Source organism: Mesorhizobium sp. M0074 (assembly GCF_040322975.1).
Lineage (GTDB): Bacteria > Pseudomonadota > Alphaproteobacteria > Rhizobiales > Rhizobiaceae > Mesorhizobium.
In genome coordinates this window covers 82,769-104,912 of record NZ_JAMYUM010000025.1, presented here as the reverse complement: position 1 = coordinate 104,912, position 22,144 = coordinate 82,769, and the positions used below count along the sequence as shown (strand labels likewise).

24 protein-coding genes are annotated in these 22,144 nt (G+C 63.0%); 6 read left to right on the top strand and 18 right to left on the bottom strand.

Annotation, left to right across the window (positions count from 1 at the left end):
• The first annotated feature begins 38 nt into the window (after window positions 1-38).
• Together NKJ73_RS27865 and NKJ73_RS27860 are read left to right on the top strand one after the other, a co-directional pair.
• On the top strand, window positions 39-1,214 hold the full coding sequence (locus tag NKJ73_RS27865) for a CaiB/BaiF CoA transferase family protein (protein WP_352571797.1): 1,176 nt from the start codon (window positions 39-41) through the stop codon (window positions 1,212-1,214).
• Window positions 1,211-2,860, top strand: coding sequence for a thiamine pyrophosphate-binding protein (locus NKJ73_RS27860; protein ID WP_352571796.1), 1,650 nt, complete (start codon window positions 1,211-1,213; stop codon window positions 2,858-2,860). Before NKJ73_RS27865 ends, NKJ73_RS27860 begins: the two co-directional genes overlap by 4 nt.
• A gap of 40 nt (window positions 2,861-2,900) precedes the next feature.
• Here NKJ73_RS27860 and NKJ73_RS27855 read toward each other — a convergent pair whose 3' ends face one another.
• The 6 genes from NKJ73_RS27855 to NKJ73_RS27830 form a co-directional block, all read right to left on the bottom strand.
• Window positions 2,901-3,344, bottom strand: a complete 444-nt coding sequence (locus tag NKJ73_RS27855) for a CHRD domain-containing protein (protein WP_352571795.1) — start codon at window positions 3,342-3,344, stop codon at window positions 2,901-2,903.
• Between the two features lie 147 nt (window positions 3,345-3,491).
• Entirely contained in the window at window positions 3,492-4,463 is a 972-nt protein-coding gene (locus tag NKJ73_RS27850; protein WP_352571794.1) for an ABC transporter substrate-binding protein, read from the bottom strand.
• 40 nt (window positions 4,464-4,503) lie between these two features.
• On the bottom strand, window positions 4,504-5,640 hold the full coding sequence (locus NKJ73_RS27845) for an ABC transporter permease (protein WP_031211556.1): 1,137 nt from the start codon (window positions 5,638-5,640) through the stop codon (window positions 4,504-4,506).
• Window positions 5,637-6,515: an ABC transporter permease gene (locus NKJ73_RS27840; RefSeq protein WP_352471508.1), complete on the bottom strand. Its 879-nt coding sequence runs from the start codon at window positions 6,513-6,515 to the stop codon at window positions 5,637-5,639. The genes NKJ73_RS27845 and NKJ73_RS27840 overlap by 4 nt, the downstream gene beginning before the upstream one ends.
• Entirely contained in the window at window positions 6,516-7,046 is a 531-nt protein-coding gene (locus NKJ73_RS27835; protein ID WP_352571806.1) for an endonuclease domain-containing protein, read from the bottom strand.
• Entirely contained in the window at window positions 7,039-7,830 is a 792-nt protein-coding gene (locus NKJ73_RS27830; RefSeq protein WP_352571793.1) for an ABC transporter ATP-binding protein, read from the bottom strand. Before NKJ73_RS27830 ends, NKJ73_RS27835 begins: the two co-directional genes overlap by 8 nt.
• Before the next feature lie 161 nt (window positions 7,831-7,991).
• Between NKJ73_RS27830 and NKJ73_RS27825 the strand changes: the two genes are divergently transcribed.
• Complete coding sequence (locus NKJ73_RS27825) at window positions 7,992-8,396, top strand: cupin domain-containing protein (RefSeq protein WP_023675871.1); 405 nt, start codon at window positions 7,992-7,994, stop codon at window positions 8,394-8,396.
• 35 nt (window positions 8,397-8,431) lie between these two features.
• On the opposite strand, the gene NKJ73_RS27820 is transcribed toward NKJ73_RS27825, so the two are convergent.
• The 6 genes from NKJ73_RS27820 to aptA form a co-directional block, all read right to left on the bottom strand.
• The gene (locus NKJ73_RS27820; RefSeq protein WP_352571792.1) at window positions 8,432-8,773 is read right to left on the bottom strand and encodes a hypothetical protein; all 342 of its coding nucleotides are present in this window, start codon (window positions 8,771-8,773) and stop codon (window positions 8,432-8,434) included.
• Between the two features lie 29 nt (window positions 8,774-8,802).
• Entirely contained in the window at window positions 8,803-10,254 is a 1,452-nt protein-coding gene (gene hydA / locus NKJ73_RS27815; protein ID WP_352571791.1) for a dihydropyrimidinase, read from the bottom strand.
• Between the two features lie 87 nt (window positions 10,255-10,341).
• A complete protein-coding gene (locus NKJ73_RS27810; protein WP_352571790.1) occupies window positions 10,342-10,707 on the bottom strand; it encodes an endonuclease domain-containing protein in 366 nt (121 codons plus the stop codon).
• 325 nt (window positions 10,708-11,032) lie between these two features.
• Entirely contained in the window at window positions 11,033-12,283 is a 1,251-nt protein-coding gene (locus NKJ73_RS27805) for a Zn-dependent hydrolase (RefSeq protein ID WP_352571789.1), read from the bottom strand.
• 3 nt (window positions 12,284-12,286) lie between these two features.
• Window positions 12,287-12,733: an endonuclease domain-containing protein gene (locus NKJ73_RS27800; RefSeq protein WP_352571788.1), complete on the bottom strand. Its 447-nt coding sequence runs from the start codon at window positions 12,731-12,733 to the stop codon at window positions 12,287-12,289.
• Window positions 12,734-12,845: 112 nt separating this feature from the next.
• The gene (gene aptA / locus NKJ73_RS27795) at window positions 12,846-14,174 is read right to left on the bottom strand and encodes an omega-aminotransferase AptA (RefSeq protein ID WP_352571787.1); all 1,329 of its coding nucleotides are present in this window, start codon (window positions 14,172-14,174) and stop codon (window positions 12,846-12,848) included.
• 243 nt (window positions 14,175-14,417) lie between these two features.
• On the opposite strand from aptA, the gene NKJ73_RS27790 reads away from it, so the two are divergent.
• Window positions 14,418-15,059: a TetR family transcriptional regulator C-terminal domain-containing protein gene (locus NKJ73_RS27790; RefSeq protein WP_254819042.1), complete on the top strand. Its 642-nt coding sequence runs from the start codon at window positions 14,418-14,420 to the stop codon at window positions 15,057-15,059.
• 226 nt (window positions 15,060-15,285) lie between these two features.
• Here NKJ73_RS27790 and NKJ73_RS27785 read toward each other — a convergent pair whose 3' ends face one another.
• Window positions 15,286-16,158, bottom strand: a complete 873-nt coding sequence (locus tag NKJ73_RS27785; protein WP_352571786.1) for a helix-turn-helix transcriptional regulator — start codon at window positions 16,156-16,158, stop codon at window positions 15,286-15,288.
• Window positions 16,159-16,263: 105 nt separating this feature from the next.
• On the opposite strand from NKJ73_RS27785, the gene NKJ73_RS27780 reads away from it, so the two are divergent.
• On the top strand, window positions 16,264-17,115 hold the full coding sequence (locus NKJ73_RS27780; RefSeq protein WP_352571785.1) for an SDR family NAD(P)-dependent oxidoreductase: 852 nt from the start codon (window positions 16,264-16,266) through the stop codon (window positions 17,113-17,115).
• Window positions 17,112-17,834 carry an SDR family oxidoreductase gene (locus tag NKJ73_RS27775; protein WP_352571784.1) on the top strand — a complete coding sequence of 241 codons (723 nt, stop codon included), beginning with the start codon at window positions 17,112-17,114 and terminating at the stop codon, window positions 17,832-17,834. Before NKJ73_RS27780 ends, NKJ73_RS27775 begins: the two co-directional genes overlap by 4 nt.
• Window positions 17,835-17,864: 30 nt before the next feature.
• Here the strand turns inward: NKJ73_RS27775 and NKJ73_RS27770 are convergent, their stop codons facing one another.
• The 5 genes from NKJ73_RS27770 to NKJ73_RS27750 form a co-directional block, all read right to left on the bottom strand.
• Complete coding sequence (locus NKJ73_RS27770; protein WP_352571805.1) at window positions 17,865-18,242, bottom strand: DoxX family protein; 378 nt, start codon at window positions 18,240-18,242, stop codon at window positions 17,865-17,867.
• Between the two features lie 59 nt (window positions 18,243-18,301).
• On the bottom strand, window positions 18,302-18,760 hold the full coding sequence (locus NKJ73_RS27765) for a carboxymuconolactone decarboxylase family protein (protein ID WP_352505556.1): 459 nt from the start codon (window positions 18,758-18,760) through the stop codon (window positions 18,302-18,304).
• 13 nt (window positions 18,761-18,773) lie between these two features.
• The gene (locus NKJ73_RS27760) at window positions 18,774-19,292 is read right to left on the bottom strand and encodes an RrF2 family transcriptional regulator (RefSeq protein ID WP_352453193.1); all 519 of its coding nucleotides are present in this window, start codon (window positions 19,290-19,292) and stop codon (window positions 18,774-18,776) included.
• A 112-nt stretch (window positions 19,293-19,404) separates the two neighbouring features.
• Window positions 19,405-20,718 carry an NAD-dependent dihydropyrimidine dehydrogenase subunit PreA gene (gene preA, locus NKJ73_RS27755; protein WP_352571804.1) on the bottom strand — a complete coding sequence of 438 codons (1,314 nt, stop codon included), beginning with the start codon at window positions 20,716-20,718 and terminating at the stop codon, window positions 19,405-19,407.
• A 2-nt stretch (window positions 20,719-20,720) separates the two neighbouring features.
• Entirely contained in the window at window positions 20,721-22,085 is a 1,365-nt protein-coding gene (locus NKJ73_RS27750; RefSeq protein WP_352571783.1) for an NAD(P)-dependent oxidoreductase, read from the bottom strand.
• Window positions 22,086-22,144: the final 59 nt, after the last annotated feature.

Below are 22,144 nucleotides of genomic sequence, written 5' to 3'. Positions count from 1 at the left end.
TTGATAGAGGCTGCGCTTTCGATCAACCACGGTGATCCATGACTGAGCCTCCGCTCAAAGGCATCCGCGTCATCGAACTCGCACGCATCCTCGCCGGGCCATGGGCCGGACAGCTGCTTGCCGACCTCGGCGCCGACGTGATCAAGGTCGAGAGCCCGGACGGCGGCGACGACACCCGCAAATGGGGACCGCCCTTCGTCATCGGCCATGACGGCGAGAACCTTTCGGCCGCTTATTACCATTCCTGCAACCGCGGCAAGCGCTCCATCGCCATCGACTTCTCGACGCCCGAGGGTGCCGAGACGGTGCGCCGGCTGGTCGCGACATCGGATGTGCTGATCGAAAACTTCAAAGTCGGCGGACTGAAGAAATACGGCCTCGACTATGACAGCCTGAGGAAAATCAACTCGCGGCTGATCTATTGCTCGATCACCGGTTTTGGCCAGTCGGGACCGTATGCGCCGCGTGCCGGCTATGATTTCATCATCCAGGGCATGGCCGGCATGATGTCGATCACCGGCGAAGCCGGCCGCGAACCGCAAAAGGCGGGCGTCGCTATATCGGATGTTTTCACCGGGCTTTATTCGGTCATCGCCATCCAGGCGGCGCTTCGCCATGCCGAGAAGACCGGCGAAGGCCAGCATATCGACATGGCGCTCTACGACACCCAGATCTCGACGCTCGGCAACCAGAACCTCAACTATCTCGTCTCCGGACAGTCGCCGGTGCAGATGGGCAATGCGCATATGAACATCGCGCCCTACGAAGTGGTGCCGGTGAAAAATGGCCACATCATCCTGGCGGTCGGCAATGACGGCCAGTTCGCAAAGTTCTGCGCTGCCGTCGGCCTCGACGAGCTGGCGTCGAACCCTGACTTCGCCACCAATCCCGCCCGCGTCGCCAACCGGGCAAAGCTGCGCGAGCATATGATCGAGGCGCTGAAAGCCTTCGATCGCGACCCGTTGCTGGCCAGACTTGAGACTGCCGGAGTGCCGGCCAGCCCGATCAACAACATCGGCCAGATGTTTGCCGACCCGCAGACCATAGCGCGCGGCATGCGGCTCGACCTCGATGACGGCCATGGCAATCTCTTGCCCTCGGTGCGGGCGCCGATGGTCATGTCCGGCACGCCACTGGTCTATGAGCGCCCGTCGCCGCGTCTCGGCGAACACACCGAAGAAATCCTTGCCGAACTGGAGAGGTCAGGAAAATGAAGACCGGCGGACAACTCATCGTCGATGCGCTCGAAGCCAACGGAACGGACCGTATCTATTGCGTACCTGGCGAATCCTATCTGGCGGTGCTCGACGCGCTGCATGATTCACCGATCCGCACAATCGTCTGCCGCCAGGAGGGCGGTGCCGCAATGATGGCCGACTGCCATGGCCGCCTAACCGGCAGGCCCGGCATCTGCTTCGTCACCCGTGGCCCAGGCGCCACCAATGCCTCGGCCGGCATCCACATCGCGATGCAGGATTCAGTCCCCCTCATCCTGTTCATTGGCCAGGTCGCCAGCCACGCCAAGGGGCGCGAGGCCTTCCAGGAGGTCGACTACGTCAGGTTCTTCGGCGATATCGCCAAATGGGTGGTCGAGATCGACGACGCCGCACGCATACCCGAATTCGTCACACGCGCCTTTGCGGTGGCGACGTCCGGTCGCCCGGGCCCGGTCGTCATCTCGCTGCCCGAGGACATGCTGACCAGCCTCGCCGAGGCACCGGACGCCCGGCATTACACCCCTGTCGAGACGCAGCCCGGCGAAGCCGAGCTCGACGCACTGGAAGTGTTGCTCAACAAGGCAAAGCGGCCCTTCGTCATCCTCGGCGGTACGCGCTGGGACGCGCAGGCCGTTGCACGGATGCGGACGATAGCCGAAGCCTGGTCGCTGCCGGTCGGCTGCTCCTTCCGGCGCCAGATGCTGTTCGACCATCTCCACCCGAACTATGCCGGCGATGTCGGCATCGGCATCAATCCCAAGGTAGCAACCGCCATCAAGCAGGCCGACCTTGTGCTGCTGATCGGCGGCCGCATGGGCGAGATGCCGTCATCCGACTACACGCTGCTGAAGAGTCCCTACCCCGACCAGACGCTGGTCCATATCCATGCCGACGCCGGCGAACTCGGCCGCGTCTACCGGCCGGCGCTGGCGATCAATGCCTCGCCTGCCGCTTTCGTCGAAGCCTTTGCCAGACGCAAGCCGGCCGCAACGCCGGTGTGGGCGGCTGAGGCAGCGAAGCTGCACGCCGCCTATCTCGACTGGTCGACGCCTCCGGAGAGCGGCCCCGGCGCCGTCCAGATGGGGCCGATCATGAATTATCTCGAAACGATTCTGCCGGACGACGCCATCCTCGCCAACGGCGCCGGCAACTACGCCACCTGGGTGCATCGCTACCATCGCTTCCGGCGTTTCGGCACGCAGGCAGCACCTACATCCGGCTCGATGGGCTACGGCACGCCGGCGGCGGTCGCCGCCAAGCAGCTTTTCCCAGACCGCGACGTGATCGCCTTCGCCGGCGACGGCTGTTTCCTGATGAACGGCCAGGAATTCGCCACCGCCGTGCAATACGGGCTGCCGATCATCGTCATCGTCGTCAACAATGGCATCTACGGCACCATCCGCATGCATCAGGAGCGCGAATATCCCGGCCGTGTCGTCGCCACGGACTTGAAGAATCCCGACTTTGCTGCTTTGGCCCGTGCCTATGGCGGCCATGGCGAGACGGTGGAAAAGACCGCCGACTTCGCCGCGGCCTTCGAGCGAGCGCGGGCCAGCGGCAAGCCGTCGATCGTAGAGATCAGGCTCGACCCTGAAGCCATCACGCCGACCCGCACGATGACCCAGATTCGCGACAAGGCCTGACAAAACAGGATGATTGCCCTGTTTTGTCGTCGTGATCTGCCTATTTGGCCTTCTCGATCTGGCCGCGGATCTCGCCGTCCGCGTGGGCCGCGGTGTGGATGTTGACGTAATATTTGCCAGCCTCAAGATCGGTGGCCTGGGCATCAGTCAATGTCGCCGAACCCTTGATCGGGCTCTTCAGCTTGCCTTCGAACGGCACCACTGGATCGGCGTTTTGACCCTTTGCCGCCGGGCCGTGAATGTGTGCGGCCTTCGCCGGCCCGCTGAGGCCGGAATATCTCACGGTCCAGCTGAGTTTCTTGGTGGCGGTGTTGAACCTGAGCGTGGCGGTGCCCTTGCCCTTCGTGGTGACGGGCGGGTTCTGCTCAGCGCCATTGAGCGTCGCCGTCATCTTTACGGTTTCGGCCAGAGCCGGTGACACCGAGAAGATGGTTGCAGAAATGGCCAGCGCCGAAAGCATCGGCGTGAAGGACTGGATGCGCATGGAAACCTCCGTTGTGGCACCTTTGAAGCGGATGCATCGGCACAACGATTTTGCGAGCGGATGTTTCCGCCGGTAACGTTCATTTTACATCCCACTAAAAAGGGGCGGTCGCCCGCCCCTTTTCCGCTACAAGCCAGTTTGACAGCCCTATTTGATGGCCTTGTCGGTGATCGCCGTCGTGTAGGCGCCGGTAGGCTCCTTGCTGATGATCTTCTGGTCGAGCAGCGCCTTGGCGGTGCGCTCGTAGGTCGCCGGATCGAGCTTGCCATCGGCATTGTCGATCAGCTTGGCGACTTCGCCCATCATGCGCTTCTGGTGATTCTCGTCCTGGCCGCCATTGTCCATGACGATGCCGGCCGCTTCGTCGGAATTGTCGACGGCGTATTTCCAACCCTTCATCGAAGCGCGCACGAAACGCACCATCTTGTCCTCGAAGGCCGGATCCTTGAGCTTGTCCTCCAGGGCATAGAGCCCGTCTTCGAGGAGATCGTTGCCCATGGCGGAATAGTTGAAGACGGTCAGCTCTTCCGGCTTGTAGCCGGCGTCGATGAGCTGCCAGTACTCGTTGTAGGTCATGACCGAAATGCAATCCGCCTGCTTCTGGATCAGCGGCTGCACGTCAAAGCTCTGCTTGAGCACGGTGACGCCGTCCGGCCCGCCATCGGTCTTGAGGCCAAGCTTGTTCATCCAGGCATAGAACGGATACTCGTTGCCGAAGAACCAGACGCCGAGCGTGTGGCCCTTGAAATCGGCTTCGGTCTTGACCGGGCCGTCCTTCGGGCAGACCAGCTCCATGCCGGCCTTCTTGAACGGCTGGGCAATGTTGACCAGCGGCACGCCCTTTTCGCGCGCAGCCAGCGCGCCGCCCATCCAGTCGACGATGACGTCGGCGCCGCCGCCGGCGATGACCTGCTCGGGCGCAATGTCCGGTCCGCCGGGCTTGATGTCGACGTCGAGGCCCTCGGCTTCATAGAAGCCCTTGGCCTTGGCGACATAATAGCCGGCGAACTGGGCCTGCGTGACCCATTTCAGCTGCAGCGTCACCTTGTCCGCGGCCAACGCCTGGAACGCGGCAAGCGACATCGCGCCGGCCAGCATCGAAACAACAAGTCTTTTCATGTTTTTACCCTCTGAAGTTAGCGCCCTAAACCCACCGCCCCTATCCACCACGGACAGAGGGATGCCAAAACGTGACTGCTCTCTCGAAAAGAGCGACCACGCCATAAAAGACCGAACCCGCAAGTGCTGCAACTGCGATTTCCGCCCACACCATGTCGATGTTCATCCGCCCGACTTCCGTCGAAATGCGGAATCCCATGCCGACCACCGGCGTGCCGAAGAACTCGGCGACGATGGCGCCGATCAGCGCCAGCGTCGAATTGATCTTCAACGCATTGAAGATGAAGGGTGCCGCCGCCGGCAGCCGCAGCTTGAACAGCGTCTGCCAGTAGCTCGAGGCATAGGTGCGCATCAGGTCGCGCTCCATATGGCCGGAGGCGGCAAGCCCGGCGACGGTGTTCACCAGCATCGGGAAGAAGGTCATGATGATGACCACCGCTGCCTTCGACTGCCAGTCGAAGCCGAACCACATGACCATGATCGGCGCGACGCCGATGATCGGCAGCGCCGACACCATATTGCCGATCGGCAAAAGCCCGCGCCGCAGGAACGGCACGCGGTCGGCGGCGATGGCAACGAGGAAGCCGGCGCTGCTCCCCGCCACATAGCCGAAGATAACCGCCTTGAAGATGGTCTGCCTGACATCGGCCCCCAGCACCGGCAGCGAGCCGACGATGCGTGCACCGATGGCGCTTGGCGGCGGCAACAGGATGAAGGGAATGCCGGCACCACGCGTCACCGCCTCCCAGATGATCAGGATCCAGGCGCCGAAGATGGCCGGAATGATCAGGCGCAGGGCGGTTGACGCCCAGCGCGATGTCGGGCGAAACGACGACAGGACCGTTACGCAGCGCCAGGCCAAAAACCACGCCGCGACGAGCAGCAGATAGAAGGATGCGCGAGCGCTGCCCTCATTGCCGGTTATGCCGGCGAGCAGCATCCACGCTGCGCCGTGCGCGCCAAGGAACAGCAACACCACCCCGATCATCGGTGGAAAGTTGTCGGCCTCGATTGCCACGAGCAGCAAAATGAAAATCAAAACCGTAGTTGCCATGCCGTAACCGGGCGTAGCACTGACGAGCGGCCAAAGAAGCAGCGCGCCGGCAAGCAGGACAAGCGCGGCATACCCCTGCCAGGATCGAGGCGTGATTGAGGAAAGGCTCAGGATGGAGCTCATGCCGGCCTCCCGCCCATGGCGCGGTCGACAAGGCGCCCGGCGATGCCGACGACCATCACCAGCAGCGCCGCGACCACCGACCCGGCAACCAGAGCCGACCAGATGTCGATGGTCTGGCTGTAATAGGCGCCGGCGAGCAATTTGGCGCCGATGCCGGCGACGGCGCCGGTCGGCAACTCGCCGACGATGGCGCCGACCAGGCTGGCGGCCACCGCCACCTTCATCGAGGTGAACAGGAACGGCACCGAAGCCGGCACGCGCAATTTCCAGAAGGTCTGCGAGGCACTGGCATTATAGGTGTGCATCAGGTCGAGATGGGTGAGCTCGGGCGAGCGCAGTCCCTTCACCATGCCGACCGCCACCGGGAAGAACGACAGATAGGTCGAGATCAGCGCCTTCGGGATAAGCCCGGTGATGCCGACCGCCGCCAGCACGACAATGATCATCGGCGCCACCGCCAGGATCGGAATGGTCTGCGAGGCGATGATCCACGGCATCAGACTGCGGTCGAGCGTCGCCACATGCACGATGCCGACGGCGATGACGATGCCGAGCGCCGTGCCGAAAGCAAAGCCGAGCAGCGTCGACGACAACGTCACCCAGGCATTGTAGACAAGGCTGCGGTTCGAGGTGATGCTACGCAGAAAGGTGTTTTCGAAAAAATTCACCGCCACCTGATGCGGCGCCGGCAGCGTCGGCTTCGGCTGTACCAGCGTCTTGCCGATGAATTCCACAATACCCGGTGTCTGATTGGCGCGGCGGTCGAGATCGCGCTGGAACGGCGCGTTGAGGATGACAGCCATGACGTACCAGACAACGACGACGCCCAGAAGGATCGAGGTCACCGGAACGATCTTGTCGCGAAACGAGTCCATCTAGCAGGCCTCGCAGGATGGGTGCCCTCCTCTCCCCAACGGGGAGAGGGTGGCCGGAGCGAAGCGGAGGCCGGGTGAGGGGGTAGAAATCTTTCCGTCGAGGCAAGCCAAGATCGTATCAAGGACCGCTCGGCGTTCGGCCAAGACTTCATGGTTCCAGAACCGAAGAACGGAATACCCGAGACCATTCAGCCAAGCAGTTCTCGCGGCATCGGTTGGAGATTCCGCGTGCTGGCTGCCGTCGATTTCCACGATCAGCGCGCTCTCACGACAGACGAAATCTGCAAAGAACGGCCCAAGCGGCACTTGCCTCACAAATTTGTAGCCGTTGAGATGGCGCCCTCTTAGTTCCCCCCAAAGCCTGTATTCAGCCTCGGTCTCGTCAAACCGCAGCTTTCGAGCGCGAGCGGTCGCCCCGATCTTTCTTTTGGTCGGATCCGCCAAGGCCCCCTCACCCGACCTCCGCTTCGCTCCGGCCACCCTCTCCCCGTTGGGGAGAGGAGGGAGCTCATCTTCCGCCGCCTCAATCATCATAGCTGTGCCCTGCCCTCAGCCCGTCCCGCACGCGTGCCGCGATGGCCAGGAACTCCGGCGTCTCGCGGATATCGAGCGGCCGCTTTTTCGGCAGCGTCGATTCTATGACGTCGCTGACACGCCCCGGGCGCGGCGACATGACGATGATGCGCGTCGACAGATAGACCGCCTCAGGGATCGAATGGGTGACGAAGCAGATGGTCTTGTTGGTCCGCTCCCAAAGCTCCAGCAGCTGTTCGTTGAGATGGTCGCGCACGATCTCGTCCAGCGCGCCGAACGGCTCGTCCATCAACAAAAGATCGGCATCGAAAGCCAGCGCCCGTGCGATCGAGGCGCGCTGCTGCATGCCGCCCGAAAGCTGCCAGGGGTATTTCTTCTCGAAGCCGCCGAGGTTGACAAGGTCGAGGGTTCGCTTGATGCGCGCCGCCTGCTCCGCCCTGGACAGGCCCATGATCTCCAGCGGCAGTGCCACATTGCGCTCGATCGTGCGCCACGGATAAAGTGCGGCCGCCTGGAAGACATAGCCATAGGCGCGGCTCTGGCGCGCCTGCTCGGGCGTCATGCCGTTGACGGAGATGGCTCCCGATGTCGGCTTCTCCAGATCGGCGATGACGCGCAGCAAGGTCGTCTTGCCGCAGCCGGAGGGCCCGATGAAGGACACGAATTCACCCTTGCCGATCGTCAGGTCGACGTTCGACAGCGCCTGCACCGGACCATCATTGGTCTGGAAGGTCAGGCCAAGCTTGCTTGCCGAAACAACGGCTGGCGATACTCCCGTCATCGGCCGTAGCCTGTCGCTTCCGGCCACTGCGGCGCCGGCCGGAATCCCATTGATTTTACCCCGATGTTGCTTTCCACTCGCCCAGTCCTACTCGCCCCAGTTCTACGCGCCCCAGTTCTACGCGCCCTTGTCCCATCAGATAGACGCCCGGAGTTGCCCCGATGTCGCCCAAACCGACTTGCCATCTTATCCGCCCTGAAAGCTCTTATGAAGGCAAGCAGGGCCTGAGTTATTTCGCCGGTATCGCCGCCGAAACAGTCGGCTCGTCCGGCATCTGCATGCATCTGCTGACCATGCCGCCGGGTGCCCGCGCCAAGGCGCATATGCACGAAAACCATGAAACCGCGATCTATGTGCTCTCCGGCGAAGTCCATACCTGGTATGGCGACCGGCTCGAACAGCATATCGTGGTCAAGGCCGGCGATCTTTTCTATATTCCCCCCGGCGTGCCGCATCTGCCGGCCAATCTGAGCGACGGCCCCGCCTCGGCCGTCATTGCCCGCACCGATCCCAACGAACAGGAAAGCGTCGTCCTGCTGCCGGAACTGGACGGGTTGGTCGCCTGACGCCGGCATCGAGGCAGCGGTCGCCATCGGCACCGTCACGAACATGATTTCAGCGGCCCTATCTCCTCAAGGCCGGGAATGGTCACGAAGAAACCGTCCCCTCCTCTGTTGATGACCTTGACGACATCCGTGGTCGTGCCCTCCTCGCCCTCGGCGAAACAGGTGGAGTTCAACAACTGGGTGCCAGGCATCGTCGCCAATCGCTGTGCGAACTCGCAGCCGCTGCCATAGGTTTCGACGCGGTCGGCGGTCAGCACGACATAATCGTCGCTGTCCTGATAACCGAGCCGTACGCCAGCGCAACCGACCTCATTGCCATAGGAGCCGGCAAGGACGTCAGCCGCCGCCGGCCCGGCGGCAAGGATCACCGCGGCCATTGAGATAATCGCTCCGTGGCTCCCCAAGCTCAAACGCCCGTCGCCGGGATGCCTGTACGTTCCACCTTGCGCGGCGCGGAAATCTCCTTCCAGGTCGACAGGGCCCGGTTGACCGCCGCGTTCGGCTCGCGAGCGACGAACTCGCCATGGCCGGGCTTCGCCTTGACCTCGTTTTCCTCGATCGACAGTTCGCCGCGCGAGAAGACGAAGCGCGGCAGGCCGGTTACCTCAAAACCTTCGAAGACATTGTAGTCGATCACCGATTGCTGCTTCTTGGCCGTGATCTTCTTCTTGCGCTTCGGATCCCAGACGACGATGTCGGCATCCGCGCCTTCGACGATGGCGCCCTTCTTCGGATACATGTTGAGGATCTTGGCGATGTTGGTCGAGGTCACCGCGACGAACTCATTCATCGTCAGCCGGCCGGTGTTGACGCCGGTCGTCCACAGCACCGGCAAACGATCCTCGAGCCCGCCCGTGCCGTTCGGGATCTTGGTGAAGTCGCCGACGCCGTTGCGCTTTTGTTTGGTGGTGAAGGCACAATGGTCGGTCGCCACCACTTGCAGTGATCCGGCCTGCAGGCCCGCCCACAGCGAATCCTGGTGCCATTTGTTGCGGAAGGGCGGGCTCATGACGCGCCGCGCCGCATGGTCCCAGTCCTTGTTGAAATATTCGCTCTCGTCCAGCGTCAGGTGCTGGATCAGCGGCTCGCCGAATACCCGCATGCCTTTCTGGCGCGCGCGGCGGATGGCTTCGTGCGCCTGCTCGCAGGAGACATGCACGACATAGAGCGGCACGCCGGCCATGTCGGCGATCATGATGGCGCGGTTGGTCGCCTCGCCTTCCACTTCCGGCGGACGCGAATAGGCGTGCCCTTCGGGGCCACTATTGCCCGCCGCCAGCAGCTTCTGCGACAGCGCCGCCACCACGTCGCCATTCTCGGCATGGACCAGCGGCAGCGCGCCGAGATCGGCACAGCGCTGGAACGACGAATAGAGCTCGTCGTCATCGACCATCAGCGCGCCCTTGTAGGCCATGAAATGCTTGAACGAGGTAATGCCCCTGTCGACGACGGTGGCCATCTCGTCGAACACCTGCTTGCCCCACCAGGTGATCGCCATGTGGAAGGAATAGTCGCAGGACGCCTTCGAAGTCTTGTTGTCCCACATCTGCAGGGCCTCGAGCAGCGATTGCTGCGGCGCCGGCAGGCAGAAATCGACGACCATGGTCGTGCCGCCGGCAAGTGCTGCTCGCGTGCCGGATTCGAAATCGTCGGCCGAATAGGTGCCCATGAACGGCATTTCGAGATGGGTATGCGGGTCGATGCCGCCCGGCATCACATAGCAGCCGCTGGCGTCGAACTCATGGTCGCCATGCAGGTCAGGGCCGATCGCGATGATTTTGCCGTGCTTGAACAGCACATCGGCCTTCCACGTCCGGTCGGCGGTGACGATGGTGCCATTCTTGATGACTTTGGACATTTTCTTGTTCCCTTGTTTCGTTCGCGCTTCTTTGTGAGCGCCTTGCTTGATCAGGTCGGTTCAGCGTCGAGGAACCCTGAACGGCCTCTAAATGACTCCAACTTCCCGCAATATCTCCTCGACGCAACCATCGAAGGAATTTGCCAAGTCTCCAGTCGAAAACCTGAGCACACGATAGCCCTGTCGGCCAAACCATGCATCGCGTATGCGGTCCTTCTCCATTTGCTCCGGCGTAAAGTGATGCTCTCCATCCACCTCGATGACGAGGTTCTTCTCGTGCAGAACGAAGTCCGCAATATAAGGCCCAATCGGCGCCTGCTTCCTTGCATGTAACCCGTAGAGGCGACGGAACTCCTTCAGCTCGGACCAGAGCTTACGCTCGCCCTCTGTCATGTTCCGGCGCAACATTCTTGCACGCTTGATGGCGGCTGGATCGATCGCGGTCGGTGCCAAGACGAGTACCCCCACCCTCAATCCCTCCCCACAAGGGGGAGGGAGGCTTGGTGCCGCGCTGTCACAGCTGAACCCATCAAAGCTTTCGCCATAGAAAAAGGCGTCGGCATTGCTAGCCCCCCTTGTGGCAAGGCAATCGCATTTGGATTCTTACGAAGATGGACCCCCACCCTAACCCTCCCCACAAGGGGGAGGGAACGCTGCCGCGCGCCCTTACTTCCCCTTTTGGCGCCGAAAGGCAGGCAATTTGCCGAGATCAGCGCCAACGGAAGTCTCCCTCCCCCTTGTGGGGAGGGGTTAGGGGTGGGGGTACGGCGCCAACATCTCACCCCACAATCTCCGCCGTGTCGACCACCGCATGGAACAGCACGTCGGCGCCGGCCGCTGCCCATTCCTTGGTGATTTCCTCGGCCTCGTTGTGGCTGAGACCGTCGACGCAGGGGCACATCACCATTGCGGTGGGTGCGACGCGGTTGATCCAGCAGGCGTCATGGCCGGCGCCGGAGACGATGTTGCGATGCGTATATCCCAGGCGCTCCGCCGCATCCCGCACAGCCTTGACGCAGCCCGCGTCGAAAGTGACCGGGTCGAAATGGCCGACCTGCTCGATTTGATATTTGATGTCGAGCGCGTCGCAGATCGTGTCGATGCCTTCGCGGATGCGCTCGTCCATGGCGTCCAGCACCTCCTTTTCCGGCGAGCGGATGTCGATGGTGAAGACGGTGCGCCCGGCAATGATGTTACGCGAGTTCGGATAGACCTCCATATGGCCGACCGCGCCGACGGCGTCGGGTTGGTAGTCCATGGCGATCTCGTGCACCAATTCGATCACCCGCGCCATGCCGAGCCCGGCATTGCGCCGCTTCGGCATCGGCGTCGAGCCGGTATGCGCCTCCTTGCCGGTCAACGTCACCTGCAGCCATTTCAGTCCCTGGCCATGGGTGACGACACCAATGTCGATGCCCTCGTCCTCGAGGATCGGGCCCTGCTCGATATGCAATTCGAAGAAGGCGTGGATCTTGCGCTCGCCGACTTTCTCGGTGCCCTTCCAGCCGATCCGTTCGAGCTCCTCGCCGAATTTCTTGCCATCCTTGTCGACATGCGAATAGACGTCGGCCTGATCGAGCACGCCGGCGAATACCCCGGACGCCATCATCGCCGGCGCAAAGCGGGCGCCTTCCTCGTTGGTCCAGTTGGTGACGACGATCGGATGCTTTGTCTTGATGCCGAGATCGTTGAGCGAGCGCACGACCTCCAGCCCGCCGAGCACGCCGAGCACACCATCATACTTGCCGCCGGTCGGCTGGGTGTCGAGATGGCTGCCGACATAGACCGGCGGCAGGCTGGCATCGGTGCCTTCGCGACGGGCAAACATCGTGCCCATCTCGTCGACGCCCATTTCGAGCCCCGCCTCATCGCACCAGCGCTTGAACAGATGCCGCCCTTCGCCGTCCTCGTCGGTAACGGTCTGGCGATTGTTGCCGCCGGCAATGCCGGGGCCGATCTTCGCCATCTCCATTATCGAATCCCACAAACGGTCTGAATTGATTCGCAGATTCTCGCCGGGGGCGGCCATATTCTAAAACCTCATTGGTTGTGGCACGTCAGCGTCCCCCTCCCCCTCGAGGGGAGGGTGGCCGCGAAGCGGCCGGGTGGGGTCGGCTGACATGCGCGCGACCTTCTCCTTGACCACCTGTGCGACATGCCAGGCGCTGTTTATGACATCGGGCTCATCGACGCGAAAGATATCGAACCCGAGCGATCGCAGATAGGCATCACGGACGGCGTCGTGCCGTTTGCCCTTCTCCTGTTCGTGCAGATCACCATCGACTTCAACGACCAGCTTTACCGCAAGGCAAGCAAAGTCGACGATATAAGGCCCGATCGGACACTGGCGGCGGAACTTGATGCCGGCCGATTTCAATTCGCGCAGTTCATACCACAGCAGGGATTCGCCTTTGGTCGCATGAACTCGAAGCGCGCGCGCCTTTTGGCGCATTTCGAAGCTCACGCGGGTCCGGGGCATCACAGGCACCTATGCGGCCGAAGGTCAGGCTGGCGCACTGCCGCACCGACCCCACCCGGCCGCTTCGCGGCCACCCTCCCCTCGAGGGGGAGGGAAAGCTGCGGCAAATTCGTCAATCCACCGCCCTCAGCACTTCGCGCACATGATCGATCAATTCGTTGATCTGGCCTTTGGTGATGATCAGCGGCGGCGATAGCGCGATGATGTCGCCGGTGGTGCGGATCAATGCACCACGCTCGAACGCCTTGACGAAAGCCGAGAAGGCCCGCTTAGTCGGCTGGCCGGCGATCGGCGCCAGCTCGATCGCGCCGATCAGGCCGATGTTGCGGATGTCGATGACGTTCGGCTCGCCCTTCAGCGAGTGCAGCGCGTCCTCCCAGCACGGCGCCAGTTCCTCGCCGCGCGTCAGCAGCCCCTCTTCCTTGTAGGTGTCGAGCGTGCCCAACGCCGCCGCGCAGGCGATCGGATTGCCCGAATAGGTGTAGCCGTGGAAGAACTCGATCATGTGCTCGGGCCCGGTCATGAACGCGTCGTGGATTTCCTTCTTCACGAACACCGCGCCCATCGGGATGACGCCGTTGGAGACGCCTTTGGCGGTGGTCATAATATCCGGCGTGACACCGAAATAGTCGGCGGCGAACGGCGTGCCGAGACGGCCGAAACCGGTGATGACTTCGTCGAAGATCAGCAAGATGCCGTGCTTGGTGCAGATCTCGCGCAGCCTCTCGAGATAGCCCTTCGGCGGCAGGATGACGCCGGTGGAACCGGCCACCGGCTCGACGATGACGGCGGCAATGGTCGAGGCGTCGTGCAGTGCGACGATGCGTTCCAGCTCGTTCGCCAGTTCCGCGCCATGCTCCGGCACGCCCTTGGTGAAAGAGTTCTTTTCCGGCAGATGCGTGTGTGGCATGTGATCGACGCCGCCGAGCAGCGTGCCGAACATCTTGCGGTTGGTGACAATGCCGCCGACGGAGATGCCGCCGAAATTGACGCCGTGATAGCCACGTTCGCGGCCGATCAGGCGGGTACGCGAGCCCTCGCCTTTTACGCGGTGATAGGCGATCGCCATCTTCAGCGCGGTCTCAACCGATTCCGATCCGGAATTGGTGAAGAACACATGGTCCATGCCCTTCGGCGCGATGTCGACCAGGCGGTTGGCCAGCTCGAACACGATCGGATGGCCCATCTGGAACGCGGGAGCGTAGTCGAGCTCGGCCGCCTGGCTCTGGATCGCCTCGGTGATCTTCGGGCGGCAGTGGCCGGCATTGACGCACCACAGGCCGGCGGTGCCGTCGAGCACCTTGCGCCCGTCGCTGGTCGTGTAGTGCATATCCTTGGCCGACACCATCATGCGCGGCGCCTGCTTGAACTGCCGGTTTGCCGTGAACGGCATCCAGAATGCGCTGAGATCGTTCGGCGTGACTTTCAGCCGGTTGGACATGACCAAGACTTCCCCTTGTAACCTGTTTCGGTGCGGCTAACGCTTGGTCTTTCCAACGCTTGGTCTTCGCGACGTTTTCGTGCTACGCAAATTTTTGACCGGTTGGACAAACGTTAGCACCGCCTTATCAGCGGTCAAGGGATTACTAGCGGAAATGCGGCTTTCGAAGTGCGCTCCACAGGGCGAGGAAAAACTGGTCCAGAGAATTGGTCCAGACACTCCTCACGGCGAAGGTTTTGCGGGGTGACGGGGGCGGTCGAAAGCTCCGCTCCTCGCCGCACCCGCATTCAGCTGGAAAAGCGCGAGCTCATCCTGGAGGCGGCGCTAGAAGTCTTCTCCACCAACGGTTTTCGCGGCTCGACCATCGACCAGATCGCCGAAGCCGCCGGCATGTCGAAGCCGAACCTGCTCTATTATTTCCGCCGCAAGGAGGACATCCACGAGACGCTGATGCAGCGGCTTCTCGACACCTGGCTGGCGCCGCTGCGCGAACTCGACGACATCGGCGATCCGCTAACCGAACTGCGCAGCTACATCAGGCGCAAGCTGGAAATGGCGCGCGATTTCCCGCGCGAGAGCCGCCTGTTCGCCAATGAGATCCTGCAGGGCGCGCCGCGCATCATGCCGATGCTGGAAGGGGAGTTGAAGACGCTGGTCGACGAGAAAGCCAACGTCATCAAGGGCTGGATGCGCGCCGGCAAGATCGCCCGCACCGACCCCTGGCACCTGATCTTTTCGATCTGGGCGACAACGCAGCATTACGCCGATTTCGACGTCCAGGTCCGCGCCGTGCTCGGCCCCGACCGCGGCGGCGACGGCCGCTTCGAGGATGCAGCAAGGTTTCTCGAGCAACTGTTCATCGACGGGCTGAAGCCGAAGGGCTGAGGCAGCTCGGCTGTCGCAAACCTCCCCCATTGCTTCGTCATCCTGGGGCGCAGCAAGGAGCGGAGCGACGCAGCGCAGACCCCAGGATCCATGCCGTGACCTCAGAGCGTTGCTGCAGTGCAGTATTCTGCTCCGCTGCATTCTTCGGCAGATGTCACGGCATGGATCCCAGGGTCTCCGCGACGCCGCTTCGCGGCTGCTACGCCCTGGGATGACGAAGCTGGGTTCACGCGCTGCGCCGCTCGGCCGGAAGCGTCTCCAGCAGTTGTTCGAGCTTGGCGATCGAGTTCTGCTCGGCGAGCGGCGTGTAGACGATCAGCTTCATGTCCGAGCCGTCGTCGATCGACAGGCTCATATGCTCGAACGCCATGGCGCCTGCCGTCGGATGCCTGACATGCTTCACACCCGACAGGTTGCGGGCCACATCGCGCAGCGGCCACCATGCCCGAAACTCCGGGCTCGAGCGTGTCATCAGCGCGATCAGCCGCTCGAAATCCGGGTCGCCGACATATCTGGCGCTTTCCGCCCGGAATGACGCCAGCACGGCACGCGCCAGTTCCTCCCAGTCGACGAGCAGGCGCCGATGCTGCGGGCTGGTGAAAACCATATGGACGATGTTGCGGGCATCGCCCTCCAGCAGGCCATAGTCGCCGAACACGGCTGCCGCGGCAGAATTCCAGGCCAGCACGTCCCAGCGCCGCCCAAGGACATAGGCCGGCTGCAGGACCAGGCTCTGCAGCATGTGCAGCAACGGGCCATCGACCTTTTCCGGCGCATCGAGACGACGCTCCGGCTGCGGCCGGCCGGCAAGGATGAACAGATGCCGTTGCTCGGCCGTGTCCAGGCGCAACGCCTGACTGAGCGCCGTCAGCACCTCCACCGATGGCCTGACGTCGCGGCCCTGCTCCAGCCAGGTGTACCAGGTCGTGCCAACGCCGGCGATCATCGCCACCTCCTCGCGCCGCAGCCCGGGTGTGCGCCGGCGCAGGCCGGTCGAGATGCCCGTGGCCGATGGCGTCAGCCTTTCGCGCCGCGAACGCAGAAAGGCGCCAAGCTCGCGGCGACGGCTGCCTTCGGCAGAATGCGTGGTGGAATCCATCGGCGCTATTATAGCAGTACCGATACCAGGATAAAGTTTGAACTGTTTGGCATGCGTCTGGTGCCCCATCTTTCTGCTCAGAGCGATGACATGGAGGCTCTGAACATGGAACTGAAAGACAAGACGATCCTGATTACCGGCTCGACCGACGGCGTCGGCAGAGTCGTGGCGCAAAGGCTCGGCGCCGGCGGCGCCCGCATCCTGGTGCATGGCCGCGACGCGACAAGGGGCAAGGCGACCGTGGCCGAGATCGAAGCCGCCGGCGGCAAGGCCGAGCTGCTTGTCGCCGACCTCTCCTCCCTGGCCGAAGTCCGCCGCCTCGCCGAAGCCGTCCGCGCTAGGACCAAGCGGCTCGATATCCTCATCAACAATGCCGGCGTCGGCACCGCCGGCCCCAACGCGAAACGGCAGGTCAGCGCCGACGGCTACGAGCTGCGCTTTGCCGTCAACTATCTCGCCGGTTTCCTGCTCACCACGGAGCTGCTGCCACTGCTCAAGTCCAGCGCGCCGGCGCGCATCGTCAACGTCGCCTCGGCCGGGCAACGGGCGATCGACTTCAGTGATGTCATGCTGACCCGCTCCTATGACGGCGTCCGTGCCTACTGCCAGAGCAAGCTGGCGCAGATCATGTTCACCATCGATCTGGCGGAGCAGCTGAAGAGCACCGGCGTCACGGTCAACAGCCTGCATCCGGCAAGCTACATGAACACTACGATGGTGCGGCAGGCGGGCATCACGCCGTGGAGCTCGGTCGAAACCGGCGCCGAGGCCATCATCAATCTCGCCACATCGCCGGCGCTCGAAGGGCGAAGCGGCCTCTATTTCGACGGCCAAAGAGAATCCCGCGCCGATGCGCAAGCCTATGACGCTAAGGCGAGGCAGCAGTTGCGCGAATTGAGCCTCGGCCTTGTCGGGCTCGCACCCGTCTCCGCAACATCGAAGAAAGAAAATTCATGATCGAGAAAACGCAGCACGCCGTGATCGTCGGCGGCTCCTCCGGCATCGGCCTCGCCACCGCGAAAAAGCTGCTCGGCCCGGGGATGAAGGTGACGATCACCGGGCGCAGCAGGGAAAGGCTCGACAATGCATGGCAAAGCCTTGGCGGCGCGGTCGAAAAAGCTGCCTTCGATGCCGCGAAGCCGGACGAGGTTCGCCGGTTCTTCAGCGATCTCGGCCCTTTCGATCACCTGGTGCTGGCCGCCAGCGGCGGCAAGGGGCTCGGCCCGTTCGAAACACTTGACCTGACCGACATCGGCGGTGGCGTCGACGAGAAGGTCCGGCCACAGCTCTCCTGCCTGCAGGCCGCCTTGCCGACGCTGAACAAGAGCGGCTCGGTGACTTTCATCTCGGCGGTGTCGGCGCAATTGTCGGCGCCGGGTGTCGCCGGCATCGCCGCCGTCAACGGCATGCTGCTGACCGTGGTGCCGATCCTGGCGATGGAGCTGAAGCCGTTACGCGTCAATGCCGTGGCGCCGGGCGTCATCGACACGCCGTGGTGGGATTTCCTGCCCGATGAACAGCGCCATGCGGTGTTTGCCGAGTACGCCGGCAAGACGCCGGTCGGCCGTATCGGCCGCGCCGAGGACGTCGCCGAGGCAATTGCGTTCCTGGTTTCGAACAGCTTCGTCACCGGCCAGGCCCTGACCTGTGATGGCGGCTTGCGGTATGCGGCGTGAGCGGCTGCCTCCAAGAGGCATCAGTCGTTGTCAAAGCGACTGCGCGATCAGCGCCAGAAATCCTCCGGCCAGCGCGACGTTGCCGACAAAGCCGTTGATGCGGGACGCGCGCTCCGGGCCCTGATGATCCCAGAAGTTATGGAACATCGGCGTGGCGACGATCAGGAACAGGATCAGGCATGCCGCTGCCGGAGCGGTCCAGATGCCCGCGATCACCAGTGCTCCGGCGATGATCTGCAGGACGATCCCCAGCCACAGCACCAGCCGTGCCTGCGGCATGCCGCGCGTCGTCATCAATTGGCTTACCAACGCCGCGTTCTGAATGTTGCGCAGGCCGGCAAAGACAAAGGCGCCGCCAAGCAGCAGGCGGGCGGCGAATAGGATCTCACTATCAAAGTTTAAAAACATGCTGTCGGGTGTCCTTGGGCAGAAAAGAGGCGCGCGGCGCAAGGCCGCGCACCTGGTCCTCAGGCGGCCAAGACCGCTGGCATCGGATGGATTGCATGGAACGGAACGCAAAGCCGGTTCCAGGTGTTGATCATGCCGAGCGCCACCGAGAGCTTGACCAGCTCCTCTTCCGAGAAATATTCGAGCGTCCTTGCATAGAGTTCGTCCGACACACCGTTGTCGGCAATCCTGGTCAGCGCGTCGGTCCAGGCCAAGGCCGCGCGTTCGCGCTCTGAAAACAGCGGCGATTCCTTCCAGGCGGAGACGAGATAGAGCCGCTGCTCGCTTTCGCCGTCGCGGCGCGCTTCGCGGCTATGCATCTCGACGCAATACGAGCAGCCGTTGATCTGCGACGCCCTGAGCTTGATCAGATGCAACAGGCTTTTTTCGAGCCCGCATTCGTCGACTGCCTTGTTGAGCGCCGACACCGCCTTCATGATCTCCGGCGCCGCGCCGAAAAATTGCAGCCTCTGTTTCATCGTCTGTAGCCTTTCATGCTTGCTTGGTTGAACTTGATTTCTGCGGCCGCCGATGGCGCTCGACGAAGGCGCAGTTCGCGGCGACCGAACGGGGATCGGCATCGGCCGTGTATTCTGCAACGATGTCGGACAGCCGGGCGTCGGCGAGCGCGGCGCGATAGGCACGCTCGGCCTTCAGCATGGCTACGTTGATGCCGCAGGGTTTGACATAGACCGAGGCATCGAGCTTCGCTGGGCCGCGCTGGCGGATTTCGGCGCAGCGGAACGCCGGTTCACGCCCCTCGACGGCCAGCACGATATCGAGCAGCGTTATGCGTTCCGCCGGCCGCGCCAGCCGGTAGCCGCCGGACGGCCCCGGCACTGATTCCAGAATGCCGGACGCAGTCAGCGCGTTGAGATGCTTAAGCAGATAGCTCGGCGACAGCCCGAACGCTTCGGCCATGGCAGCACCTGGCAAGGTCGCGGCGCCGTCAACGCCGGCGAGCATCGCGGCGCAGTGGATGGCCGCTTCGACGCCTTCGCCCAGCTTCATTGTTCTGATCTCCAATTCATGGAGATATACTATCCTGGATAATTTATGTCCGCAATAGCCATTTGAAAAAAGCGGCGCCCGCAGGTGCCGCTTTTCCACAACGGGCTGTGCGCTACTCCGCCGCCACCTTGGCCATCGGATTGTTCGGATGCGTCGTCCAGTTGGCATAGATCGGCGACACCGGCCTGCCGGTGCGCTGGTCCATCACGCCGACCGCCAACGCCTCCATGGTGATGCAGTTCTCGACCGGACAGACATTGACGCAGAGATTGCAGCCGACGCATTCGGCCTCGATCACCTCGAAATGCCTGACGCCGTCGACGATTGCGGTGATCGCCTGGTGCGAAGTGTCCTCGCAGGCGATGTGGCAGCGGCCGCATTTGATGCAGGCATCCTGGTCGATATGCGCCTTGGCGACGTAGTTGAGATTGAGATACTGCCAGTCGGTGACGTTGGGCGTGGCACGGCCGACGATGTCGTCGAGCGTGGCATGGCCCTTCTCGTCCATCCAGTTTTCCAGGCCGGCGATCATCTCCTGCACGATCTTGAAGCCGTAGGTCATCGCCGCCGTGCACACCTGCACATTGCCGGCGCCGAGCGCCATGAATTCGGCGGCGTCGCGCCAGGTGGTGATGCCGCCGATACCGGAGATCGGCAGGCCATGCGTTTCCGGATCGCGCGCGATCTCGGCCACCATGTTCATGGCGATCGGCTTCACCGCCGGACCGCAATAGCCGCCATGCGAACCCTTGCCGTCGATCGTCGGCTCCGGCGCGAAATTATCGAGGTTGACGCCGGTGATCGAATTGATGGTGTTGATCAGCGACACCGCGTCGGTGCCGCCGGCAAGGGCAGCGCGTGCCGGCTTGCGTATGTCGGTGATGTTGGGCGTCAGCTTGGTGATGACCGGCATGCGGGTATTGGCCTTGCACCAACGCACCACCATTTCGATGTATTCCGGCACCTGGCCGACTGCCGCACCCATGCCGCGTTCCGACATGCCGTGCGGGCAGCCGAAATTGAGCTCGATGCCGTCAGCGCCGGTCTCCTCGACCAACGGCAGGATCGCCTTCCAGGCATGCTCCTCGCACGGCACCATCAGCGAGACGACGATCGCCCGGTCGGGCCAGTCCATCTTGACCTGCTTGATCTCGCGCAGATTGACCTGCAGGTCACGGTCGGTGATCAGCTCGATATTGTTCAGGCCAAGCAGGCGACGATCGGCGCCCCAGATGGCGCCGTAGCGCGGCCCGTTGACGTTGACCACCGGCGGCCCTTCTTCGCCGAGCGTCTTCCAGACAACGCCGCCCCAGCCAGCCTTGAAGGCGCGGATGACGTTATAGGCCTTGTCGGTCGGCGGCGCCGAGGCTAGCCAGAACGGGTTCGGCGATTTGATGCCGACGAAATTGTTGCGGATGTCTGCCATGCTCATGCCCTCCCGTTCGAGGTCAGTGCCCGATGAATGCTCTCCGCAGCATCGCGGCCTTGCGCGACGGCTGAAACAGTCAAGTCATCGCCGCCGAAAATGCAGTCGCCGCCAGCCCAGACATTGGCCAGCGAGGTGCGCCCTTCCGCATCGACCTTGATGCGGCCGGCTTCCAGCGCGACCTCCGCACCGCTGCCGTTGAGCGCAGCTGGGACAAAGCTCTGGCCGATCGCCTTGAACACCTGGTCGGCGGTCAGCGTCAGCCGCTCGCCGGTGCCGACGAGCCGGTCGCCGTCCATCGCGGTGTATTCGAGCTCGATCGCCGACACCTTGCCGGCGTCGGCAATGACCCGCTTCGGCTGCAACCAGTGCCGGATGATGACGCCGTTGGCAGCGGCCAGGTCCTGCTCGAATTCGGAGGCGTTCATGTGCTCCGGGCCGCGCCGATAGCAGATCGTCACCTCTTCGGCTCCGAGCAGCTTCGACTGCACCGCCGCATCGATCGCCGTCATGCCGCCGCCGATGACGACGACGCGCCGGCCGACCGGCAGGCTGGCCAGATCGCTGGCCTGGCGAAGCTCGGCAATGAACTCGACGGCATTGCTGACGCCCGGCGCCTCCTCGCCATCCGCTCGCAAGGCATTGACGCCGGCAAGCCCCATGCCGAGGAACACCGCATCGTAATTCCTGGTCAGATCCGACAGCTGGTAATCACGGCCGAGCGCCTTGCCGTTCTGGATGTCGATGCCGCCGATCGACGTGACATAGTCGACTTCGGCCTGGGCAAAATTGTCGACGCTTTTATAGGCGGCGATACCGTACTCATTGAGGCCGCCGGGCTTCGGGCGGGCTTCCAGGATGGTCACGTCGTGGCCATGACGGGCAAGCCGATGCGCGGCGGCAAGCCCCGCCGGTCCGGCGCCGACCACGGCGACCGTCTTGCCGGTCGGTTCGGGGCGCTCGTAGAACTGCTTGTTTTCGGCCATGGCGACATCGGTGGCGTAGCGCTGAAGGCGACCGATCTGCACCGGCTTGCCTTCGGCCACCTCGCGCACGCAGACTTCTTCGCACAGCGTCTCGGTCGGGCAGACGCGGGCGCACATGCCGCCCAAAATGTTCTGGTCAAAAATAGTCTTGGCTGAGCCGATCGGATTGCCCGTCGAAATCTGGCGGATGAACAGCGGGATGTCGATCGAGGTCGGGCATGCATTCATGCACGGCGCATCATAGCAGAAATAGCAGCGGTCGGACTCGACCAGCGCCTCGTGATGATCGAGCGGCGGGTGCAGGTCGGCGAAATTGTCGGCATATTGGTCCGGCGAGAGCCGCCCGCCGGCAATGCCTTGCTTGAACTGGCCTTCTGGCATCGTCAGTTCCCCATGTTCTTGTTTTGGGGAAGGCTAGCACGTTTTCATTTTTTATCAAT

Coding starts and splice junctions, on each gene's coding strand:
- preA (WP_352571804.1), bottom strand. CDS start 20,718: ATGGCAGACATCCGCAACAATTTCGTCGGCATCAAATCGCCGAACCCG.
- NKJ73_RS27860 (WP_352571796.1), top strand. CDS start 1,211: ATGAAGACCGGCGGACAACTCATCGTCGATGCGCTCGAAGCCAACGGA.
- NKJ73_RS27865 (WP_352571797.1), top strand. CDS start 39: ATGACTGAGCCTCCGCTCAAAGGCATCCGCGTCATCGAACTCGCACGC.
- NKJ73_RS27850 (WP_352571794.1), bottom strand. CDS start 4,463: ATGAAAAGACTTGTTGTTTCGATGCTGGCCGGCGCGATGTCGCTTGCC.
- NKJ73_RS27785 (WP_352571786.1), bottom strand. CDS start 16,158: ATGGATTCCACCACGCATTCTGCCGAAGGCAGCCGTCGCCGCGAGCTT.
- NKJ73_RS27840 (WP_352471508.1), bottom strand. CDS start 6,515: ATGGACTCGTTTCGCGACAAGATCGTTCCGGTGACCTCGATCCTTCTG.
- NKJ73_RS27830 (WP_352571793.1), bottom strand. CDS start 7,830: ATGACGGGAGTATCGCCAGCCGTTGTTTCGGCAAGCAAGCTTGGCCTG.
- NKJ73_RS27765 (WP_352505556.1), bottom strand. CDS start 18,760: ATGAAACAGAGGCTGCAATTTTTCGGCGCGGCGCCGGAGATCATGAAG.
- NKJ73_RS27750 (WP_352571783.1), bottom strand. CDS start 22,085: ATGCCAGAAGGCCAGTTCAAGCAAGGCATTGCCGGCGGGCGGCTCTCG.
- NKJ73_RS27805 (WP_352571789.1), bottom strand. CDS start 12,283: ATGGCCGCCCCCGGCGAGAATCTGCGAATCAATTCAGACCGTTTGTGG.
- NKJ73_RS27825 (WP_023675871.1), top strand. CDS start 7,992: ATGTCGCCCAAACCGACTTGCCATCTTATCCGCCCTGAAAGCTCTTAT.
- NKJ73_RS27780 (WP_352571785.1), top strand. CDS start 16,264: ATGGAACTGAAAGACAAGACGATCCTGATTACCGGCTCGACCGACGGC.
- NKJ73_RS27800 (WP_352571788.1), bottom strand. CDS start 12,733: ATGCCCCGGACCCGCGTGAGCTTCGAAATGCGCCAAAAGGCGCGCGCG.
- NKJ73_RS27770 (WP_352571805.1), bottom strand. CDS start 18,242: ATGTTTTTAAACTTTGATAGTGAGATCCTATTCGCCGCCCGCCTGCTG.
- NKJ73_RS27820 (WP_352571792.1), bottom strand. CDS start 8,773: ATGGCCGCGGTGATCCTTGCCGCCGGGCCGGCGGCGGCTGACGTCCTT.
- NKJ73_RS27775 (WP_352571784.1), top strand. CDS start 17,112: ATGATCGAGAAAACGCAGCACGCCGTGATCGTCGGCGGCTCCTCCGGC.
- NKJ73_RS27845 (WP_031211556.1), bottom strand. CDS start 5,640: ATGAGCTCCATCCTGAGCCTTTCCTCAATCACGCCTCGATCCTGGCAG.
- hydA (WP_352571791.1), bottom strand. CDS start 10,254: ATGTCCAAAGTCATCAAGAATGGCACCATCGTCACCGCCGACCGGACG.
- NKJ73_RS27760 (WP_352453193.1), bottom strand. CDS start 19,292: ATGAAGCTGGGCGAAGGCGTCGAAGCGGCCATCCACTGCGCCGCGATG.
- aptA (WP_352571787.1), bottom strand. CDS start 14,174: ATGTCCAACCGGCTGAAAGTCACGCCGAACGATCTCAGCGCATTCTGG.
- NKJ73_RS27855 (WP_352571795.1), bottom strand. CDS start 3,344: ATGCGCATCCAGTCCTTCACGCCGATGCTTTCGGCGCTGGCCATTTCT.
- NKJ73_RS27835 (WP_352571806.1), bottom strand. CDS start 7,046: ATGATTGAGGCGGCGGAAGATGAGCTCCCTCCTCTCCCCAACGGGGAG.